The sequence below is a fragment of the Nostoc sp. genome (assembly GCF_036917575.1).
Lineage (GTDB): Bacteria > Cyanobacteriota > Cyanobacteriia > Cyanobacteriales > Nostocaceae > Nostoc.
This window is the reverse complement of sequence record NZ_JBALDC010000034.1, coordinates 1-20027: the sequence shown is the minus strand read 5'-3', so window position 1 is coordinate 20027 and position 20027 is coordinate 1. Positions and strand designations below refer to the sequence as shown.

Annotated in this window: 13 protein-coding genes, 1 tRNA gene, 1 pseudogene and 1 CRISPR repeat array; of the genes and pseudogenes, 9 read left to right on the top strand and 6 right to left on the bottom strand. The window is 41.9% G+C overall.

Annotated features, from left to right (window positions below; genetic code table 11):
• Nucleotides 1-29: 29 nt before the first annotated feature.
• Complete coding sequence (gene recJ / locus V7K79_RS07890) at nt 30-2432, bottom strand: single-stranded-DNA-specific exonuclease RecJ (RefSeq protein ID WP_335046325.1); 2403 nt, start codon at nt 2430-2432, stop codon at nt 30-32.
• Between the two features lie 517 nt (nt 2433-2949).
• Here recJ and V7K79_RS07885 point away from each other — a divergent pair.
• From V7K79_RS07885 to V7K79_RS07870, 4 genes are all read left to right on the top strand, one after another.
• Entirely contained in the window at nt 2950-3249 is a 300-nt protein-coding gene (locus V7K79_RS07885) for a hypothetical protein (RefSeq protein WP_335046323.1), read from the top strand.
• Between the two features lie 344 nt (nt 3250-3593).
• Nucleotides 3594-3905, top strand: a complete 312-nt coding sequence (locus tag V7K79_RS07880; protein ID WP_335046321.1) for a hypothetical protein — start codon at nt 3594-3596, stop codon at nt 3903-3905.
• A 277-nt stretch (nt 3906-4182) separates the two neighbouring features.
• Entirely contained in the window at nt 4183-4803 is a 621-nt protein-coding gene (locus tag V7K79_RS07875; RefSeq protein ID WP_335046319.1) for a hypothetical protein, read from the top strand.
• A gap of 224 nt (nt 4804-5027) precedes the next feature.
• Nucleotides 5028-5101: transfer RNA gene (locus V7K79_RS07870), tRNA-Val, on the top strand.
• A 255-nt stretch (nt 5102-5356) separates the two neighbouring features.
• Nucleotides 5357-5967: a CRISPR direct-repeat array (repeat unit 37 nt; unit sequence CTTTCAACCCACCCAGTACCTGGAGGGTTGTTGCCAC).
• Nucleotides 5968-6070: 103 nt separating this feature from the next.
• On the opposite strand, the gene cas12k is transcribed toward V7K79_RS07870, so the two are convergent.
• Complete coding sequence (gene cas12k, locus V7K79_RS07865; RefSeq protein WP_335046317.1) at nt 6071-8011, bottom strand: type V CRISPR-associated protein Cas12k; 1941 nt, start codon at nt 8009-8011, stop codon at nt 6071-6073.
• 80 nt (nt 8012-8091) lie between these two features.
• On the opposite strand from cas12k, the gene V7K79_RS07860 reads away from it, so the two are divergent.
• From V7K79_RS07860 to brxC, 3 genes are all read left to right on the top strand, one after another.
• Entirely contained in the window at nt 8092-8544 is a 453-nt protein-coding gene (locus tag V7K79_RS07860; protein WP_335046315.1) for a MerR family transcriptional regulator, read from the top strand.
• A 290-nt stretch (nt 8545-8834) separates the two neighbouring features.
• A complete protein-coding gene (locus tag V7K79_RS07855) occupies nt 8835-9428 on the top strand; it encodes a DUF1788 domain-containing protein (RefSeq protein ID WP_335046312.1) in 594 nt (197 codons plus the stop codon).
• Nucleotides 9425-12967: a BREX system P-loop protein BrxC gene (brxC, locus tag V7K79_RS07850; protein WP_335046310.1), complete on the top strand. Its 3543-nt coding sequence runs from the start codon at nt 9425-9427 to the stop codon at nt 12965-12967. Before V7K79_RS07855 ends, brxC begins: the two co-directional genes overlap by 4 nt.
• Before the next feature lie 28 nt (nt 12968-12995).
• On the opposite strand, the gene V7K79_RS07845 is transcribed toward brxC, so the two are convergent.
• Nucleotides 12996-13391 (bottom strand): type II toxin-antitoxin system PemK/MazF family toxin, encoded by a 396-nt coding sequence (locus V7K79_RS07845; RefSeq protein ID WP_335046308.1) that lies wholly within the window; start codon nt 13389-13391, stop codon nt 12996-12998.
• On the bottom strand, nt 13378-13602 hold the full coding sequence (locus V7K79_RS07840; RefSeq protein WP_322729235.1) for a ribbon-helix-helix domain-containing protein: 225 nt from the start codon (nt 13600-13602) through the stop codon (nt 13378-13380). The genes V7K79_RS07845 and V7K79_RS07840 overlap by 14 nt, the downstream gene beginning before the upstream one ends.
• 178 nt (nt 13603-13780) lie before the next feature.
• Between V7K79_RS07840 and pglX the strand changes: the two genes are divergently transcribed.
• The gene (gene pglX / locus V7K79_RS07835) at nt 13781-17446 is read left to right on the top strand and encodes a BREX-1 system adenine-specific DNA-methyltransferase PglX (RefSeq protein ID WP_335046305.1); all 3666 of its coding nucleotides are present in this window, start codon (nt 13781-13783) and stop codon (nt 17444-17446) included.
• 41 nt (nt 17447-17487) lie between these two features.
• Here the strand turns inward: pglX and V7K79_RS07830 are convergent, their stop codons facing one another.
• Both V7K79_RS07830 and V7K79_RS07825 read right to left on the bottom strand, forming a co-directional pair.
• Nucleotides 17488-17841: a XisI protein gene (locus V7K79_RS07830; protein ID WP_335046303.1), complete on the bottom strand. Its 354-nt coding sequence runs from the start codon at nt 17839-17841 to the stop codon at nt 17488-17490.
• Nucleotides 17829-18245, bottom strand: a pseudogene (locus V7K79_RS07825) (XisH family protein). Before V7K79_RS07825 ends, V7K79_RS07830 begins: the two are co-directional and overlap by 13 nt.
• A 100-nt stretch (nt 18246-18345) precedes the next feature.
• Between V7K79_RS07825 and pglZ the strand changes: the two are divergent.
• On the top strand, nt 18346-19944 hold the full coding sequence (gene pglZ, locus V7K79_RS07820) for a BREX-1 system phosphatase PglZ type A (RefSeq protein ID WP_335046301.1): 1599 nt from the start codon (nt 18346-18348) through the stop codon (nt 19942-19944).
• Nucleotides 19945-20027 lie beyond the last annotated feature (83 nt).

Sequence of the window (20027 nt, the reverse complement as noted above, 5' to 3'; positions counted from 1 at the left end):
CATGTAGCAAACGCCATAAACCCTTTCAATTATTTACTGTCGTAGCTGGCGATCGCCACAATCGTAGATAAAGGAACTTCCGCAAAATACTGTTGCTGAAATTGTTCTTCGCGGACAGCAGCTAAAAATCTTGCAACTGCTTCATCAGCAAGGTTTTCGGCACTATCGCTTGGATGCCAGGTAATTTGTAAAGAACGGTCTTGTCGTTGAACTGTGAACCCTAAGTATTTTAAAGCTTTGATGCCGACAAGTAAGGTTTGGTCGCTGATGCCGATTTTCTCTAAAAGTTGTCCACGGGTAACTAGTTGATTTGTGCGGCTGAGATATTTGGCAATTCCGACAAGAGTCAGCCAAATTTGATTGGGTGGTTGGTGGTTAGGTTTAGACCAAGCGATCGCTAATTGTTGCTGATTGTCAAGCCCAGATGTAGAGCGGCTTGTCGCCAAACATCGCCGCAACCATATACGTAAATCATCCCAATTTGTGGGACAATCTTCAATAATTAGTGCTGAAGGCTGAGTGCTGAGTGCTGAGTGTTCCTGATTCCGTAAGTCTAGAATAAATGGTGTTAGCGATCGCGGGGCGTTTAGCCACTGTTGAGTGTTGAGTGCTGAGTTAACAGAAGAACGCACGGCAATTAATCTGATCTCATACCGTTTTTTGAAGGTGTTGTAGTCTAGTTCTGCTATGCAATCACATCTTCCTATGGGCAATTCATCTTTATAGTGTCCCCACCATAAGCCAGGAAAAGCGCTTCTAGTGGAATCATCCCGAATATCAAACTCAGTTTTAATGTACTGTACCTTTTTCCCTTGCCAATCCTGCTGATTGCGATGCCAAGAATTTTCAAACCAGCAATTTTGAATTAGCAATTTCGGAACAGGATTACCCATTCCACAAGGTTCTAGCAGTTTCAGTTCCAAAAATAACTCTTTCCCCAAGTCTGCAACTGTTACCGTCAAGTCTGCTTGCACGGTTGGCGTTAGAGTTGTACTACCTAAAGATTGCCGCAACTGCTGATTAATCGCGGCTGTAAATAAAGGAATGTTCTCCACCAACAAACTCAAACCCGCAGCAAAGGGATGTCCGCCAAAGCGATGTAATAAATGTGCTTGGTCTTTCACCAATTGGTATAAATCGACAGAATTCACCGAACGGGCGGAACCACGGGCTAGGGATTGGGGATTAGGGATTGGGGATTGGGAAAATTCCTCCTCAGTCCCTAGTCCTTCTGTACTCAACAAAATCGTCGGGCGACCAGTTTCTTGTGCTACCTGTCCGGCGACTAAACCCAATACACCCGCAGGCCATTGGGCATCTTCTATGACAATAACGCTGGTGGTTGATAAGTCTAATTGAGTAAGTTTTTGCGCTACTTGTGCTTGCACATCTTTTTGTAAAGATTTGCGGCGGGCGTTGGCGAGTTCTGTAACTTCGGCTAGTTCGTTACAACGTTTGACATCCCGACTAGTTAATAATTCCACGCAAAAACTTGCATCACCTTGGATGCGACTAACGGCGTTAATTCTTGGCCCCAAACCAAAAGAAATATCTGTGGGACGATCGCCACTTTTCTGGCATAATTCTAATAATCGTCCTACACCTGGTCGCCGCCGCGCTGCTGCTGGCTGTTTAAAATCTTCTTGCAATCGTTGAATTCCCATCTGTGCCAAATAGCGGCAATCTCCACTTAACTGCACTAAGTCGGCAATTAATCCAACTGCAACTAAATCTAATAAATCTTCTAAGGGATATTTGGCAACATTGGACAGGCTTTGATATAGTGCTTCTACCAATTTATAAGCTACCGCCACCCCAGAAAGATTAAATAATTGATGCTCCTTTGGTAAATAACGCGGATTGATAATCGCTGCTACGGGTGGGCGTTCGGCTGGTAAGGTGTGATGGTCTGTAACTATTACATCTATGCCTAACTGTTTAGCATAGATAATTTCTTCAATGTTTGTGCTACCCGTATCGCAAGTAACTATTAATTTGCAACCTTGTTTTGCTAAATTATCAATGCCTTGATTATTAAGTCCGTGGGATTCTTTCAGGCGATTGGGAATATAGTAAATTAACTGAGTATTTTGAGCGAAAAACTGCCCCAATCCATCCCAAAGTACCGATGTAGAGGTAATGCCATCGGCATCGAAATCTCCCCAAATGGCAATTTTTTCTTTAGTATTATATGCTTGTCGCAAGCGTGCGATCGCCAGATGCATTTCTTGCCCAAACTCAAAGGGACTTGCTGGTTGATAAGCTTTATGATTGATAAAAGCTGTTAATTGTTGACAATCTTTAATACCTCGTTGCCACAATAACTGCGCTGCATACAGTCCACTTGATGCAGGTGTATACTGTTTTACTGCTTGGATAAACCACTCTGGTGGTTGTTCAGTTGCTGTTATAGTCCACTGTTGTTCTGGCATATAAATAAAGTTAGAAGTTAGGAGTGAAAACTATTAAAATATAAGCCTATGTTAAAACATTAAAGATGGCTAATACAAAATTAAAATATCTCCAGAAAGTCAAATCACTTGGATGAGATATTTTATTGGTTGTGGACTCGAAATTATCAAACGTTGCGTAGCTTACCGCCATAGGCATCGCACAGATGGGTTTAAAGTATTACTAAGGGCGGTGGGTCGTAGAGCGTACATTTGCGTGGCTTGGTCGCTATCGTCTTGAGTCCTAAAAGATGACAAATGACATCGAACCATACCCAAACTTCAACAAACTAACAATGTAAAGTCAGTTGGATCTGATGGGAAAGTCAGGGTAACTGTAACTCCCTATCTCTAAACTTTACTTTGTATTTTTTTACTTTCTTACTTTCTTTATAGGTAATTTAAAATGGTTCAAAAAGAGGTTGATGTTCCAAATCCCGTTGGCTCTGACGGGCCTGGAGGTGCAGCGCAACCACCAAACGCTAAATAATACCACGTTTTGCGTGTAAAATCCACCAAACATGAATTTGTCGCACCAATTGACAAATACAAGGATTTGAAAGACGTACTGGGACTAGAAGATATTGACAGTGATGACGCTAAGAAAGAGCAAGGACTCAAACTTGCTCAAGGCTATGGTTACATTCACTTGAAAGTTAAGGTTAAGGGTGGTGGTAGTTTGTTAGTTGTTTGCGATCCGGCAAATGTTGGAACCGCTCTAAAAGATGGTAAATCTAAAAAGATTTACGGTAAAGATATTGACAAAATTTACATTCCTAAAAAGCGAGTTCTTATTTAATGGTTCCTGGTAGAAATTGGACTTTAAAAACAACTTTGTATTTAAACTCAACTTCCACCGAGCTAAATCAAAGTTTTTCTACTACGCATCTAGTTATCAAAACTATTTGCAATGACTGTAAAGATACCTGGTACAAAGCTGGATATCTTTATCAGTTTTTTGAAATTCCACTTATTGGCAAAGCAGAGTTTCAAACCAAGTTTTTGATTGCTTTGAATAAATCAACTATTGTCAGACTAAATTCTGTTAGTCATAGTTATAAATTGCGTTTTCAGATGGAGCCTTGGATTAGCTTTATCAACCTACAAATTTCATAACTTTAATATCTATTGAAAGTTAAAGTTATGAAATTTGATCCAAGCTTGGCTAGTTTTATATTAGCTTTTATAGGTGTTTTATCAGGTTGGGTTGCCTGGTGGTTCACCAAGTTAAAGCTTGACCAAGAGAAAGACATTCACCGATCTGTATTACTTGCAACTGAAGATGTAAATGAAAAGCGTGATTTTAATCATCTCTTGAACAATTACAAGCAAATGTCTGAAGCTATGACTTTTGGATTTAATGAACTTGAAGAAATGGTACGTGAAAATAGGTTAGAACTGGGTGAAATTAAATCCTATTTAATTCGTAATCAAAATACCTCCCCCGGTGAATAAGTCACTAGGAATTCGCACAAGTATTTTTTCCCTGCTTCCCACCCTGCAAGAGTTTTCACCCCTTACTGCACTATGCCCATTACCTTCTAGCAGGCGTTAGTAATGTACAGGCGATCGGGCGCTGTTTTCCCATGTGCATTATTACAATTTACTCTGCGGGGATTCAATCTAGCGACATACTTCTAGAAAATACTACAAATGAAATATATGTTTTATTGTAGATGAACGCTACAATATATCACAAAATCAAAGAAATAGTTAAATCCAGAGTGGCTTTATGAGGGCTAATTTAACACCTACAGCGACATTTGACTTTGTTAGCGTGCTATCCCAAGCTGCGCTTACGTATCGACAACCACAACGCATACGCCCTAGTGCTGAAATATTAGTAAAGGCGTTGCTACAAGCAGAAAAAACTGCCAAGCAGCAACGATTGACTTATCCGTTTGAGTTTCTTCTCGGTAAATGGCAACTTTGCTTTGTCACTGGCACTAAGAAAAATAAAGATAGCGGGGGAATTGTATTAGGTAACGGTTTCTATGTACCCAAGTTTATAGCAATCCATGTTTCCTTTAATGCCATTTTAGAACAGGATTCAGACAGAGGCGAAATTACTAATCAAGTTGAGTTTAATCCAGTTTCACTAAAGCTCACAGGCCCAGTGCAATATTTCGGTAAGAATAATTTATTGGCCTTTGATTTTAACCAGATGATTATCAGTTTGTTTGGTCGTTTTATTTACAACAGAGCAATCCGTGCTGGTAAAGTTCAAATAGAAGATTTTTACAACCAACCTATAGCTAAACTACCCTTCTTTGGCTTCTTTTTAGTGACAGAAGATTTTATTGCAGCTCGCGGTCGTGGAGGAGGATTGGCATTTTGGATTCGAGAAACTTAAAGACGCTTGCAAGAAATCAGGCAGTCTTGCTGGAGGTAAAAGGAAAGAAGATTTGACTTATTTGTTTAATTTGTAGCAAGTAATACAACCTTTTTTACAAATCGAACAAATATTTCACATCATCTGCGTTAGATTACTTAGGGATTGATAGAGTTCCCCTGATTTGGTCTTTTATCTTGCTTTATCAAAAAAATATATGCTAATATTGATAACTGTGTAGTTAAGGACGTATAGCTCAGTTGGTTAGAGCGCTACGTTGACATCGTAGAGGTCACTGGTTCGAATCCAGTTACGTCCATTTGTTATTGTACAGTGACTAATTATTTGTCATCGGTGACAGATTAATGTCGTTTAGACTAATTAACTGTCGTCGGGACAAATTGATGTCGTTTAAGTACCAGTGACAGATTAATGTCATTTATTTACAGAGACTATAGCGATAATGTCAACGTAGCGCTCTCTTTCAACCCTCCCTAGTAAAAATTATGATAACCCACATAGTACCTGGCGGGTTATTACAACATTTTTGCGTGCGTAATAGTTTCAGATTTGGCTTTCAATCCACCCAGTACCTGGAGGGTTGTTGTCACGCTTTCAATTTATTTAGTTGGAACTGCGCGTGTACTTTCAACCCACCCAGTACCTGGAGGGTTGTTGCCACAGCCCCACACTTACTAAGCGCTTGAGATTCAAAATCTTTCAACCCACCCAGTACCTGGAGGGTTGTTGCCACGGTAGCAGAAATTCCACTGGCAATGCTCCTAGCGCAACTTTCAACCCACCCAGTACCTGGAGGGTTGTTGCCACCTACCTCAAATTTAATGAATTGGAGATTTGCCATACTTTTAACCCACCCAGTACCTGGAGGGTTGTTGCCACGCTCCCTCTACCTTCTATCCTCTGCCTTCGTCTCCTTTCAACCCACCCAGTACCTGGAGGGTTGTTGCCACTTGTCGGTGCTACAGTTGACTGGCAAGCAACAACTTTCAACCCACCCAGTACCTGGAGGGTTGTTGCCACATGAAACAAGTAATTAGCTACAAGCTTTTTATGACAACTTTCAACCCACCCAGTACCTGGAGGGTTGTTGCCACCCAGTCCCCCTTACCCCTCTTTTCTTATTCCTTCTTTCAACCCACCCAGTACCTGGAGGGTTGTTGCCACAAAATCCATAAAAGCTAAAAATAGATCAGATGCGGGTTCAGAGGCTGCAAGCAGCATGAATTGCGGCGCTATTAATATTCTATTGTCAAGGTTCAGATATTTGTCAACTTCGCCTAGCTAGCCGATCATGGTAAGCAGAAAGTGCTAATTCCTTTGCTTGTTCATGAGGGCTACCTCTAACAGGTGGTTTTCCCTCTTCAATCACAATTCCTGCCTGGGTAGCTTTACTTTGAATACTCTGTATTAATCTGCCATAGCTCCACTTGTGAACATTAACCCGGTATTGTTTGGCGTATTTTTGCTGACCTTCAACGTAGCCAGGAAATTTTTGTTCGGCTATGGCTTGAATTTCACTTTGGAGAATCTCTCGCATATCCCCTAGCTTAGGCAAAACGATGCTGCCAGCTTTATAGGTTTGTGCGTTAGCGAAGCTCGCCGAAGGCATCGCTACAATTTCTTTAGCCAACAATCTATCTACATACTGCCCTAATTCAGATGTTCCAAATTGATTGTCAGAAGAATGTTTTTGTGCTTTATGGCGTTTGTGGGATAGCGAGCGCTGTTGTCGTCTCTGGCGATTCAGGAGTTCGTAATTGTCACTAAGTAGCTGGCGAATACTCCGGTAAACCAGGACTTTGTCAGCGATCGCATCTACTACAGCCACGGTGGCAGGTTTTTCTAGTCCCAGGCTTACTCCAACCAAAATGTGTGATTGACCTTGGTAAAGGGGTTGACTAGGACGCTCAAAGCTATTATTCATTCGATTAAGCGTTGATTCTTTACGTTGAATAAAAGCTTTTTGTGTATCCTTTAGGTCACTTTTTTCTTTCATCTTCGTGATGAGTTTGCTAATTTCTTCTGCTTTCTCTTGGCGAACCTGTTCTGTTCCGTCAGCAGTCCATAGGCGATTGTCAACACAGCAGTAGAGGTTCAATCGGTTAAGGTTCCAAGGTTCGCCCTTACCCTCTCCTTCTTGCCAAACTAGATGACCATTTCTGAGAGTGAATAAGCCACTAGAATACTGGCTTTTACTTTGGCGTTTAGTTTGTTGATCTTCTAGGAAACGTTGAAACCAGTGAAGTTGGCGATTGTCGCAGTATACCTCAAAGCTAAGATCGCTCAATCCATTGAAGTGAACACACAGCCTACCTTTTTGATTCTTTGACCAAACCATATCCTCGTTCGTTTCAAAAACAAGGGGGAATGGAAGAGAACTTGGTCGAGTTAATAGAATATCCTGCCAGCGCTTGGCTTCGGCGTTATCTTCAGGAAAGGTGGTTGTAGCAGTGAAGAGTGTCTCTAACCATTTACCATTGGTCAAATCTCGACCTTTAGGCATCCGACTTATTAACTTTTCGGTAAGCCTTTGAATTTGGATTTCAACTTGACGACGACGTTTAGCAAATTTTTCTGAATCTTCTTCTTTATCGCTAAGTTTGCAGCCATTTTTCAATAAGTAGCTGATGGCGCTGCGACTAAGGATGTCTTCTGTCTCCTGGTAAACTTCAAATAATTTATTGGATAAACTGCGGTCAGAACTAGATGACGAGGATTTTTTAGCCTTCTTGCCCTTTTTTCTTTTGGGTTGAGAGCTATCTGAGTCAGATGTTGGCATAGCTTTTGCCAAAATTTCAGAGGCTTTGGTACGAATAGCCTCCATACTAGAACCGCTAGTTTCCACAAGTTCAACATCACTGTTGAGCATTTCTAGCCAGCGCATTTTGCCGTCTAGCTGTTGCTGTAGACGTTTTTGTATTGCCAGCCAAGACTTGTAGATGTAGTCCACAATATGAATCGCCGACATATATAAACGGCTAGGTTGACCTACAAAGCGAGGGTCAGTCTTGAGAGGTTGGCACAGTTGACTAACAACAGTTGTTGGGAGCTTACCTTGTTGTCGCCAATTCTCGAAGTCTGGGTGTTTACCAAGTTGTTCGACTAGTTCATTAATTAAGGGTGTGTTTAAAGTTGCCATCAATTTCCACAGTTTTTGGCGGACTGATTCACTTGCAATAAGACGGCAATGGATAGTAATCTGACTCATAAAAATAAAATATCATATAAATACACTATGTATTCTTAAAAAATTTAAATTTAAAAAATTGCTTCTGTAGGATGATTTCTATGGAAGAAAAATTCTACACAAGCACAGAAGCTGCTGAAATTACTAATTGTTCCCGTCGTCAATTACAGTATTGGCGAGATAAAGGTGTTGTTATACCAACTGTGAATACCACAGGTAAAGGACGTAATGTTTACTACTCCGTAGCTGACCTGTTGACGCTAACTGTGATGCATTATTTATTGTCTGTTGGCTTAAGCTTTGAAGTTTGCCGGGAAGCTTTGGCTATGTTGCAAGATAAGGAGCCTTGGCTGTTTGAGGAATTTGTGTCTAAGAAAAAGATGAGGCGACTGATGCTGATATCTAACGCCTCTCAGCAAAAGTATTTAACATTAGCAGAATTTGATAAAGAGGCAGCGCTAGAAGCTCTTTGTCAAGGGCAGACTGTAATTCCTTTTTGGAGCGATCGCATTCACGAAGTCTTACACCAAAACCTCAAACGCTTTAGCGAATAATATTAAGTACTATTACACCGCATAAGAATACTTGGGATTCAGTAACATTATGCTTTACCCAGAATCTGAAAAAGCCTAGACCTCTCTGAAAACTCAACAACAGCAGATCAAGCCTGTTGACATCTAGAAAAATACAATTTATTAATTGCCTAACAAAAGCCGTAAATTTACATACAGCTTGTAGCCATTTAACGATTATCCTTAATAAAAAATATTGAGGATATATTTTACTTTGTATATAAATAAGCACTTTAATACAGCCAATCTAGCTGCGGGTTAATGCGGAAGTCATGCCCACATTGACCATTAATCAGCGCCTTGATGCACTGCTACCAAAGCTGCAAGATGCACGCCTGTTGAGTAACCGTGGCATTGGTAACGAAATTGGCTTTTATATTTTTGATTATGACGCTGAATATGAACCACTGGTACAGCGCTACGTTGACCGCCTGAAGCCGCAATTGACGAGTTCACCCACCCAGCTTATTTTGCTGGAAATCGACCTTTACAAGACTATTCTCGACATCTTGTCAGAACGAGGGGTACTCAAAAAAACTTTTGAGTTGGAAGCAACTAAAGGAAATGCTGCCCTGGCTAAGACCGTTGCGCCTCTTGTCCGGCCTGACCAAGTTATTGCCTACATCCAAAAAAAACTTAGGGGTGATGAACAGCTTGTAATCATGACTGGAGTTGGTGCTAGCTGGCCTCTTTTACGATCGCACAGTATTCTCAACAACCTACACCCAGTACTTGACAAAATCCCCCTAGTGATGTTTTTCCCTGGTTCTTACGATGGGCATGAACTACGCCTATTCGACACCTTTAAGGATGACAACTACTATCGGGCCTTCCCTCTGATTCCCCACCAACAACACCACTTATGAATATCGCCGAACTCTTCCAAAAGGACATTCACCGTAATATCAATGGCGTTATTAAAGTTGGGCAGAAGGACGACGAGAATATTCGTCAAGAATTGGAAGAGTATGTCGTTACCAACGAACTGGATAGGCACTTTCGGACATTTTTTGAACGCTATACTAATGCCCTAAGCAATCCTACTGATAAGATGGGCATATGGATTTCTGGATTTTTTGGCTCAGGAAAATCTCACTTTTTGAAGATTCTGTCATACCTATTGGCTAATCATCAACTGGAAACTAGCCGTGCCTTGGATTATTTTGATGAAAAACGCATACCTGATCCGATGTTGCAAGCCTTGATAGCACAGGCGGCACATAGTTCTTGCGATGTGATTTTATTCAATATTGACTCCAAAGCTGATGCCAATAATAAAAACCATAAAGAAAGCATTACCAAAGTCTTTCAAAAGGTCTTTGACGAGCATTTGGGGTACTTTGGGACGGTTCTTCCCATTGCTGAGTTTGAACGTCAACTAGATCGCCAAGGTAAATATGCAGCTTTTCAACAAGCTTTCTTGGCAGAGAGTGGCTTGGAATGGAAGGAAAACCGAGATGCTTGGGGTTTTCATCAAGATGCGATCGCTAGTGCTTTACAAACTAGCACGGGTATGAGTGCAGAAGCGGCTAACCGCTTACTGGATTTCGGCGAACAAAATTATACTCTGAGTCCAGAAAAGTTTGCTGGCATGGTAAAGCAGTATCTGGATAGTAAAGGGCCGCAACATCGCCTAATTTTTATGGTGGATGAGGTAGGACAGTATATCGGTGAAGACAGCAAACTGATGCTGAACCTACAGACTGTTGTGGAAGATTTGGGTACTTACTGTTTGGGAAAAGCTTGGGTGGTGGTGACATCCCAAGAGGCAATGGATGAGATTACCAAAAACAAGATTAAAGGCGAGGACTTTTCTAAGATTATTGGTCGTTTTTATCGCCCACTGAATTTGTCTTCTGCTAATACCGATGAGGTAATTAAGTTACGCTTGTTGGGCAAAACTGATGCAGCGCGGGCTGGGTTGGAAGCTTTGTATAGCCAGAAGATTGCTATTCTGAGAAACCAAATTGCCTTTACTCAGGACAGTGCCGATATGCCGGGATATGGCAATCCTCAAGATTTTTTTACCGCCTATCCCTTTATTCCCTATCAGTTTAATCTGTTACAAAAGGTTTTTACTCAAATTCGCCTCATGGGTTCTGCTGGCAAGCACCTAGCATCAGGAGAGCGATCGCTTTTGGATGCTTTTCAGGTTGCATCTCAAGCGGTAGCCGGAGAATCTCTTGGTGTACTGGTTCCGTTCCACACCTTTTACATGGCAGTAGAAGGCTTTTTGGATAGTTCGATCAACCAAGTTATTATTCAGGCAGGTCGGAATCCGCAACTACATTCTTTTGACATTGACCTGTTGAAGACCCTATTCATGGTCAAGTACCTGAAAGAAATTCGTGCTAATTTGGATAACTTAACTACTCTTAGTCTAAGTAATATTGACCAGGATAAACTAGCTTTGCGGCAGCAGGTAGAAGCAGCTTTGGGGCGGTTGGAACGTCAAACTCTTATCCAGCGTAATGGCGATGAATATATTTTCTTGACCCATGAGGAGCAGGATATTGGCAGAGAAATCAAAAATACTCAAGTTGATTCAATCAAAGTTCTCAAAGAATTGCAACAGCTTGTCTGGGATTCAATTTTTACTGACAAGGAACTGCGATACAGCCAGCGTCATAAGTATCCATTTAACCGCAAGCTGGATGAACAAACTTTTGGGCAGCAAACTAACGACCTGACCCTGCATATTGTTACCCCTTATGCCGAAAGTTACGCTGCTATGCAGGATGATGCTTTCTGCATTGGTACTACGGGATCTCGTTATGAAGTCTTGGTGCGATTGCCTGATAACCAGCGTCTACTGGATGATCTAAATATTCTAATCAAAACAGACGAATACTTGCGTCTGAAAAATAGCAGCAACCTCAGTCCTAGTATCCAGAGAATTTTAATTGCACGGGGAGACGAGAATAGCAAACGCCGTCAGGAATTGAAAGTTATCCTAGAGGATTTGATTACTCGTGCTGATGTATTTGCCTGTGGTAGCAAGTTAGAAATTCGCAGTCGAGACACTAAAAGCTTGTTGAATGAAGGTTTGAGCTATTTAGTAGGCAATGTATATCAAAAGCTCGGTTACGTGGCTAGTAGTTTTGAAAACGAAGATCAGATAAGCAATGCCCTAACTCGTGAGAGTCAAGAACAAGATACTAACGGACAGCCTGTTAATGTGGCTGCTCATAGTGAAATGCGAGCTTGGTTAATGGAAGAAACCCGCCTTCGCCGCCTTGTCAGCATTAAAGCATTGATAGATAAATTTGCAGTCCGTCCCTATGGTTGGTCGGAATTCGACACTTTGGGGGTGATGGCGGAACTTGCTAACAAGGGTGTAATAGAACTGCGACACGCTCAAGGCAACGTTAATCTGCATGATAAAGGTTTAGTGATGCAGTTGCGATCGCGCAAAGAAATAGATAAATATACCGTCCGCCTTACCGATGAAATTAACCCAGCAAACTTGAAGATTGCCAAAGATATGGCCAGCGACTTACTCAATGGCAATATGTCTAGCGATCCACAGTTGCTATTTGAACAATACAAAAATGCCCTCACAAAACGCTCTCAAGAACTAGAAGGTTGGTTAATTCAAGCAGAAGGTGGGCTTCCCTTTGCTGAATTACTGCGTACTAACTTAGATTTGCTGGCTGAATTGTTAAGCAAGGACAGTGCGGCTAAGTTTTTCGACACATTTCGTCAGCGACGGGATGATATAGAAGAATTTATCGAAGATGTGCAAAAGCTACAATCCTTCTTCAGCACACAAATTAAGCTGTTCCAGCAAACTCATAATGATCTGAAAACTTTAGAACCAGAACTACGCCATATTAGTGACCCAGATTTGCTTAAGCGGGTGGATTTAGTTAAGCAAATTTTGGCGATGTCTGACCCCACTGCAAAGATTCCAGAATTAGCAATTTTACTCCTACCTGTTAAAGATAAGGTGCAGGAAGCGCTAAAAACTCAAATTTATCAGGTGGAGAGTAAAAGCAAGGCAATGCGGGAGAAATTAGCTGAGTATGTGACTTCTGCTCACCAAGACATTTCTGCACAGCTAGACCTCAGTAACATTACTCAAGATATCGATAAAGTTGTCACCTCAGTTAACCAAGTAACAAGTATCGATTCTGCGATCGCACGTCAAAGTGAACTAGAAAACATCCTCCCACAATTGCTGCAAAAAGTAGATCAACAAGCCAATCAAATCATCGAGCGTCAATCAAAAAACGGCAGTTATGGCCAAGCAACCTGTGTCAAATCCATCGTATCCGTGCAGGTAGCAAGAGTTGCAACTAAGTCGCTACTAGAAACACCACAAGATGTTGATATTTATTTGGAGGCTTTGCGGAATACTCTACTGGATAAGATTCACCAAAATCATCGCATCCGTCTTGAATAAATCTAGCGCGGCGGCTCTCCTATTTTGTCTACCCTAAGCCTAAATGCAACTTGAGAGCAGCATCAACTAATTGCATCAAATCCTGATTCAAACAACCTACCCCATCTCCTAAGATGCGCTGCTTTGAAATCGTGCGTACCTGCTGCGCTTGTACCTTAGAAGGCTTAGATAAACCACTCTCCTCTGGATTCAATAAAACCTCAAAAGGATAAACACGACTGACGTTAGAGGTAATCGGTAAAATTGTCACTGTACTAGCCGCACTGTTATTAGCATCATTGCTGACAATCAATACAGGTCGGCGTTTATCCATTTCTGACCCCACTACTGGACTGAGATTAGCATAATAAATTTCACCCTTACGGATTCGGCAGTCGCTACAACGGGGGGAACCCCCGCAACGCGCTGCCTCACCACGTTTCATCTGTTAACCCATCCCCTACTGTCAAATCCCAATCTGGGTCAACTTCAGCCGAAGCTTGGCGGTAAGCTTGCTCTAATTCCTGATAGCGCAGTAATTCTAGTGCTAACTCAATGACTTGGGAGCGAGATTTACACCCCTTTGTCACTTTGTAATTCTCAATAAACTGCATCAAAGATGCTGGTAAGGAAATGGATAGTTTTTCAGATGGCATGGTATTACCAAAAGGTAATTATATTTTTCTTACTTTATAGTAGTAAAAATAGTAGGAAATCAACTTAAATCCTGGCAAATAGAATAAAACTCAGTTAAAACGCGGTGGTTATCAAGGTGTTAGTCCGTTAAAACTGACTTGGACTAACCTCCCCAAAATTGATTGTGGGGTGGTTGATGTGGAAAATTACCAATTCTCTATCACCTCAATGAACCGCACCGCTATTAAAAACTTCGCAATTTGGGCGCGTCGCTACTTACGGGAACAAGTAAAAGCCCGTGCCGCCCAGTATGGGATTACTGACAAAAGCATCATACAATCCCAAGCTGTTACAGGTGGGTTGTTAGTGGCAGGTCAAACTTTGAATGCAATAGAAGCAAACCAGTATGAACAACTGCGAAATCATCTGCAAGATTTAACGCTAACTTCCAGCCAACCCCAGGCGGTAGATGCGCTGATAGATGAAATTGCCTACACCTGGTTTAACCGTTTGGCGGCGTTGCGGTTTATGGAGGTGAATGGATATATCGGGCGGGTGTTGAGTAGTAGCGATTCCAATTTGGTAGACCCTGATTTGTTACGGGATGCTAGTTCTATTGCCGAAATGGGAGATTTACCTGGACTTGACTTCGATACTCTCAATCAGTGGCGCAGTTTTGCCAATCATGATCCTAATCCCGATGAGTTTCTCTACCGCCGTCTGCTGTTAGCTCAGTGTAAAGCTTTGGCAGAGGGAATTCCGGCACTGTTTGACCCTCGCCAGAATTACCAAGCGCTGTTTTTGCCTGGAAATTTGTTAAATCAAGATTCAATTGTACGGCGGCTGGTAAAGGAGATTCCAGAGGAGGACTGGCAGAATATTGAAGTAGTGGGTTGGCTGTATCAGTTCTACATTTCGGAACGCAAGGATGAGGTAATTGGGGCAAAGTCGAAGGTTGCAGCCGCAGATATTCCCGCAGCAACGCAATTGTTTACCCCCCACTGGATCGTTCGGTATATGGTGGAGAACAGTTTGGGGCGGTTGTGGTTAGAGTCTCACCCGGAATCACGGTTGCGGGAATATATGCCCTACTATTTGGAAAATCAAGAACCTCTCCCTAACCCTCTCCTGCAAGGCGAGGGGACAAGAGAAGAAAATTCTTGCTCCCCTCCCCGCGTCGGGGAGGGGCAGGGGGAGAGGTGTTTCGACTTCGCTCAACACAAGTCTTTAACGCCTCAAGAGTTAACTGTGATAGACCCTGCTTGTGGTAGCGGTCATATTTTGGTGTATGCGTTTGATTTGCTATTTGAAATTTACAAAGAGCAAGGTTATTTAGAGCGCGATATTCCGGCGCTGATTTTGACGCACAATTTGTATGGTTTAGATATTGATGAACGTGCAGCGCAGTTGGCAAGTTTTGCGGTATTGATGAAAGCGCGGGCAAAGAATTCGCGGATTTCGCGGAAATCTCTGGCTTTGAATATTACGGCGGTGCGTCCGACTCATAGTCAAACTTTACCACCAGCTACAGAATTGAATGCTGAAGATTGGCAACCGTTAATTGAGGCTTTTAAGGATGCAGAGAATTTGGGAAGTTTGATTACGCCACCACCTTTTGATAGTGAGAAGTTGAAATGGCAATTAAATAATTTAGAAGCGAGTAATTCGCTATTTCGGGAGTATATTCCGGCTTTGCGTGGGTTGTTATTACAGGCGGAATTGTTGAGGAAGAAATATTGGGTTGTGGTGGCGAATCCGCCTTATATGGGTGGAAAGTCATTTAACGATGGTGTTAAAAAGTTTATCAATAATAATTATGAGCGTGGAAAGGGTGATTTATTTGCGGCTTGTATAGAACGTTTCACTAATATGGCTATCAGTCAAGGAATGACATCAATGGTAGTCATGCAATCATGGATGTTTTTAAGTAGCTATGAGGAATTGAGAAAACACATCTTAAATAATTACTCCATTGTGACGTTACTTCACATGGATAACAATGTGATGAAAATTGCCTTTGGTACTTCTGCCTTCATTGTGCGTAAAGAATACAACCCTGATCTTCAAGGTGTGTATACGTGGTTTGAAATAGATGATTTAGAACAAGATATAGAAAAACCAAAAGTATTCCCTGCACAGAATATGCGTAATTTAAAATCACCTGGAGGAACAGGTCTTTTTTATGCTGCGACAAAGGATTTTGCAAAGATTCCGGGAAGTGCGATCGCTTATTGGGTAAGTGAAAAAGGTATACAAGCTTTTCAGTTAAATTCTTTAAAAGAATATTTTTCTCCTAAAGCTGGTATGTCTACTACAGATAATGAGCAATTTTTAAGAAGATGGTTTGAAGTTAGTTTAGATAATATTATTCTAAAATGTAATAATTCTATCAAAGCAAAAGAATCAAATGAAAAATGGTTTCCTTTTAATAAAGGTGGAGGATTTAGAAGATGGTATGGAAATAATGAATATTTGGTTAATTGGAAAAAAGATGGCAAAGATATAAAGGATTACATTGCCACTAATCCAGCCAAACAAGTTGGTGGTAGAATTGTGAACGCGCAATATTTTTTTAATCCAGGAATAACTTGGGGAGATGTTACTAGCGGCTTTCCTTCATTTCGTTTACAGGACTATGGTTTTGTTTATGGTAATCGTGGCCCTTCTATCTTCTGTAAAAAAGTAGAATTACTTGCCTATCTTAACTCGATATTAGTTTATGAATTTTTAACAGTTCTTAATCCCACATTGACTTTTAACATTGGGGACATTGGAAATCTACCTCTTATTGAATTAACGGAAAGTACCCATATAAACAAACTTGCAAAACAAGCAGTTGCTATCTCTCGCCAAGACTGGGACAACTTTGAAACCTCCTGGGACTTCCAAACCCACCCCCTATTACGCCACAACACCAAACACCTCAGCGAAGCCTTCACCATTTGGCAAAGCAAATCAGAAACCGCCTTCCGCGAACTCCAACAACTCGAAGAAGAAAATAACCGCTACTGGATAGACGCTTACGAATTACAAGACGAACTCACTCCAGAAGTACCCGACGACCAAATCACCATCCGCCGCGCCGACTTAAACAAAGATATCCATTCCCTCATCTCCTACGCCGTCGGCTGTATTATGGGGCGCTACTCCCTCGACAAACCCGGACTCATCCACGCCGGACAACCATTTGACCCCACCCTACACCAAACTTTAAGCGCCAGCAGTGATGCAATTATTCCCATCACAGACCAAGCATACTTTGATAATGATATCGTTACCCGCTTTATAGAATTTCTGCGCGTCGCCTACAGTCCCGAAACCCTTACCGAAAACCTCAACTTCATCGCCAACGCCCTTACCCTCAAAAACGGCGAAAGCGCCCAAGAACGCATCCGTCGCTACTTTCTGCAAGAATTCATTTCTGACCACATTCAAATTTATAAAAAACGCCCCATTTACTGGCTGTTTACTAGTGGAAAAAAACGAGCTTTTGGCGCATTACTATATTTACACCGTTACAGCGAAGATGCTCTTGCTCGTATCCGCACCGATTATGTTTTGGAATTGCAAGTCAAACTAGATGGAGAAATTGCCAGGGTGCAACAACAGCTAGATAATACCAATTCTAGCGCCGCCAAAAAAGCTGCCACAAACCGCCTGAAAGAACTGCAAGCCCAACAGCTAGAACTGCGAGATTACCAAGCCAAGCTGCAAACCCAAGCCGATGCGCGAATTAATCTTGATCTTGACGATGGTGTAGCGTACAACTACACGCGCTTCAAAGGTTTAGTTTACGAAGGTGCAGATTTAAAAATTGCTGACTTAGAAAAAGCCTCGCAGTGGAAAAGGGAACTGTTGAAATAATTCGTAATTAACAATAAATCATAGTCATTTACCCTGCCTCCTCACGCTGTAGCAAATTCTGTGAAACCTCTTTTACTAGGATGATGGAAGCCTAAAACAATATCAGTTTGGGGTATCCCGGCTGATAACAAATCATCAACAACGCATAAATTAGTTGCATCTTCTTCCACCCAAATTTTGCCGTTCTTAATGCAGAAATACATGATAATATGCTGTATCTGCTTTTTGCCATCCCAGCCAAACCGAAACCAAATATATTGATCTCTTTCTTCATCAAAAGCCAAGCGATCGCTTGCTTCCACTTCTCCAGATTTTGCAATTTCAGCATTAGTCATTTCATAATATTCAATAAGTATCTTCTTAATAGCATTGCGGTATTTTTCTATCTTATCCATTGCTGAATCTCCTCTTTATCTGTATTTACGACTATTAATAGAAGTTGATTTTGATTAATGACTGCTTGTACAGATTTTCGTTGAAAAAACTTATAATAAACAACATCATCAATAGCTAAATAAAGTGTATATTCTGGCTCAGTAAGTTGAATAAGGTTTCGATAGACAATGTATTGTCATAATGCACTGTGAAAATCATACATTAATGATTTGCCCAGAAAACTCTTGATTTCTACAACAATTTTCTGTCCCTGGCGTTCTGCGGCAATTGGTTTTTCGGCTGCTAAGTCGGCGTAGAGTTCAGCATCTTCATATTTGATAAAGTAAGGATCAGCCGTAATAGTCCAACCGTCTTTTATCAATGCGTTCTTGACTTCATCATGATATATGTCTTTGGCTGGCATGGTGGAACTATTCGAGTAATAGTTTAATTATAAAGTGTGTGCCATATTGGGTGGAAATTGGATTCTAAAATACACTTTCTCATCACTCACCCTGCCTAGCATGAACACCACTCGTATCCAAAACACCCTAGAAACCCTCTTCCAAGATTCAGCCCGTTGGTTGCACCCAGGACGGAGGGTGGTGTTTTGGTACGACCCCGAACAACAATTTACCAGCAGCTTCAATGAACTTCAACTCGAAGGCGTAGAAAAACTCCAACTCGCTGATACAGCCTTTACCGTCAAATATCACCTGCTGGTCGAGCAACCCAATCAAACTTTTCTACTGTACGCCCCCTTTGCCGAACCTGCGCCCCAAGAAAACTGGCTCTTGGATATCCAAAAAAGCGGTTTAACCTTCTCTGCTGACCCCGCAGCCCTCATCTATGCAGATTTAGGATTGCGATCGCGCCGCCTCGAAATTGTCATCCGAGAACATGAGAAATTCTTTAAAAGCCGCAAACGGATAGAAGCCCTGCAAGCAATGGGTATTTCCCCGGACAGCGACGAACGGGGATTACTCCTGGCTATGCTTTCCGTCCTCGCAGGCTTAAAAGTACCGGATGCAGGGACACTGATTCGGCGGGTGCTGCTGGGCGGTTTATTAGAGTCGGATAACGTCCTCTGGTCTGATATTGAGCGTTTTATCTCCCCTGAAGCCTTCTGGGAAGTAGTCCAAGAACACACGGACTTTCCTAAGCAAAACCCCAGTTTAAACAAGTTATTCGTGCAGTTGCTAATCACCCATTTTGCTAAATCTCTGCACGGTACCATCCCGCCCCAGTTAGCAAACCAAGTCATCACTCCTGGACAACGGGCTTATGCTTTTATCGACCAGTGGATGCGCGATCAGCAGGATTCTCCAGGCTGGAAGATCCTCAGCAGTGAGGTAGCAGAACAATTACATATATTTGATGCTATAGAGAATTTAGAGCCGGAAGTTTTATTTGAAGCAGCCAGTTTCGAGGTAGTGGATAAGGTATTAATCCGCACCTGCGTTAAAACCCTGCAAATGCAAATGGGGCAACAAATAACGGAATTGACACCCTGGCGAACTTGGTTACAGGCACGTCATACGCTGATTTGGTTCCCCCAGTATGAGAAGATTTATCAAGCATTAGAAGCTGCGATCGCTCTGTTGGAATTTAAGCAACAGTATCCAGAAGGATTCCGCCAGCCAGCCCCACTTCTCTTCAAAGCCTACGCCAGCGATTTACACTCCTTTGACCAAGCTTACCGCCACTTTATCGTCAAGAGCGATGATGCCCAAGGAGATATCCTCAAAGGTTTAATTGACGACGTAGAAAATTTATACACCCAATGGTTCCTGGATAGTCTAGGAGAAGCCTGGTCTGATGCCCTTAGCGAAGAAGGCAAGGGAGAAAAAGGGAAAATCCTCCGCCCTGCCCCCCATCTCCCCTGCCCCCCTGCCTCTTCTCCCCTGCCTTTAAGTTGGGAATTAGAAGGCATAGCATCGCAAACTAGATTTTTTGGTAGGCACGTATTCCCAATTTTAGAACGGAGCGATCGTGAAAAAGTATTTGTGATTATCTCCGATGCTTTGCGCTATGAAGTCGCCAGCGAACTCCAAGAAGTAATTAAAAAAGAAGTTCGGGGTGAAACCAGCCTAGAGGCACAATTGGGAGTTTTAAGCTGTTAGGCAGCTAGATTGTATAATAAGAGATTAAATAATTAATTTAGTATCAGCCACTTATGCCAGCCAAAAATCACCTTTCTGAAGAG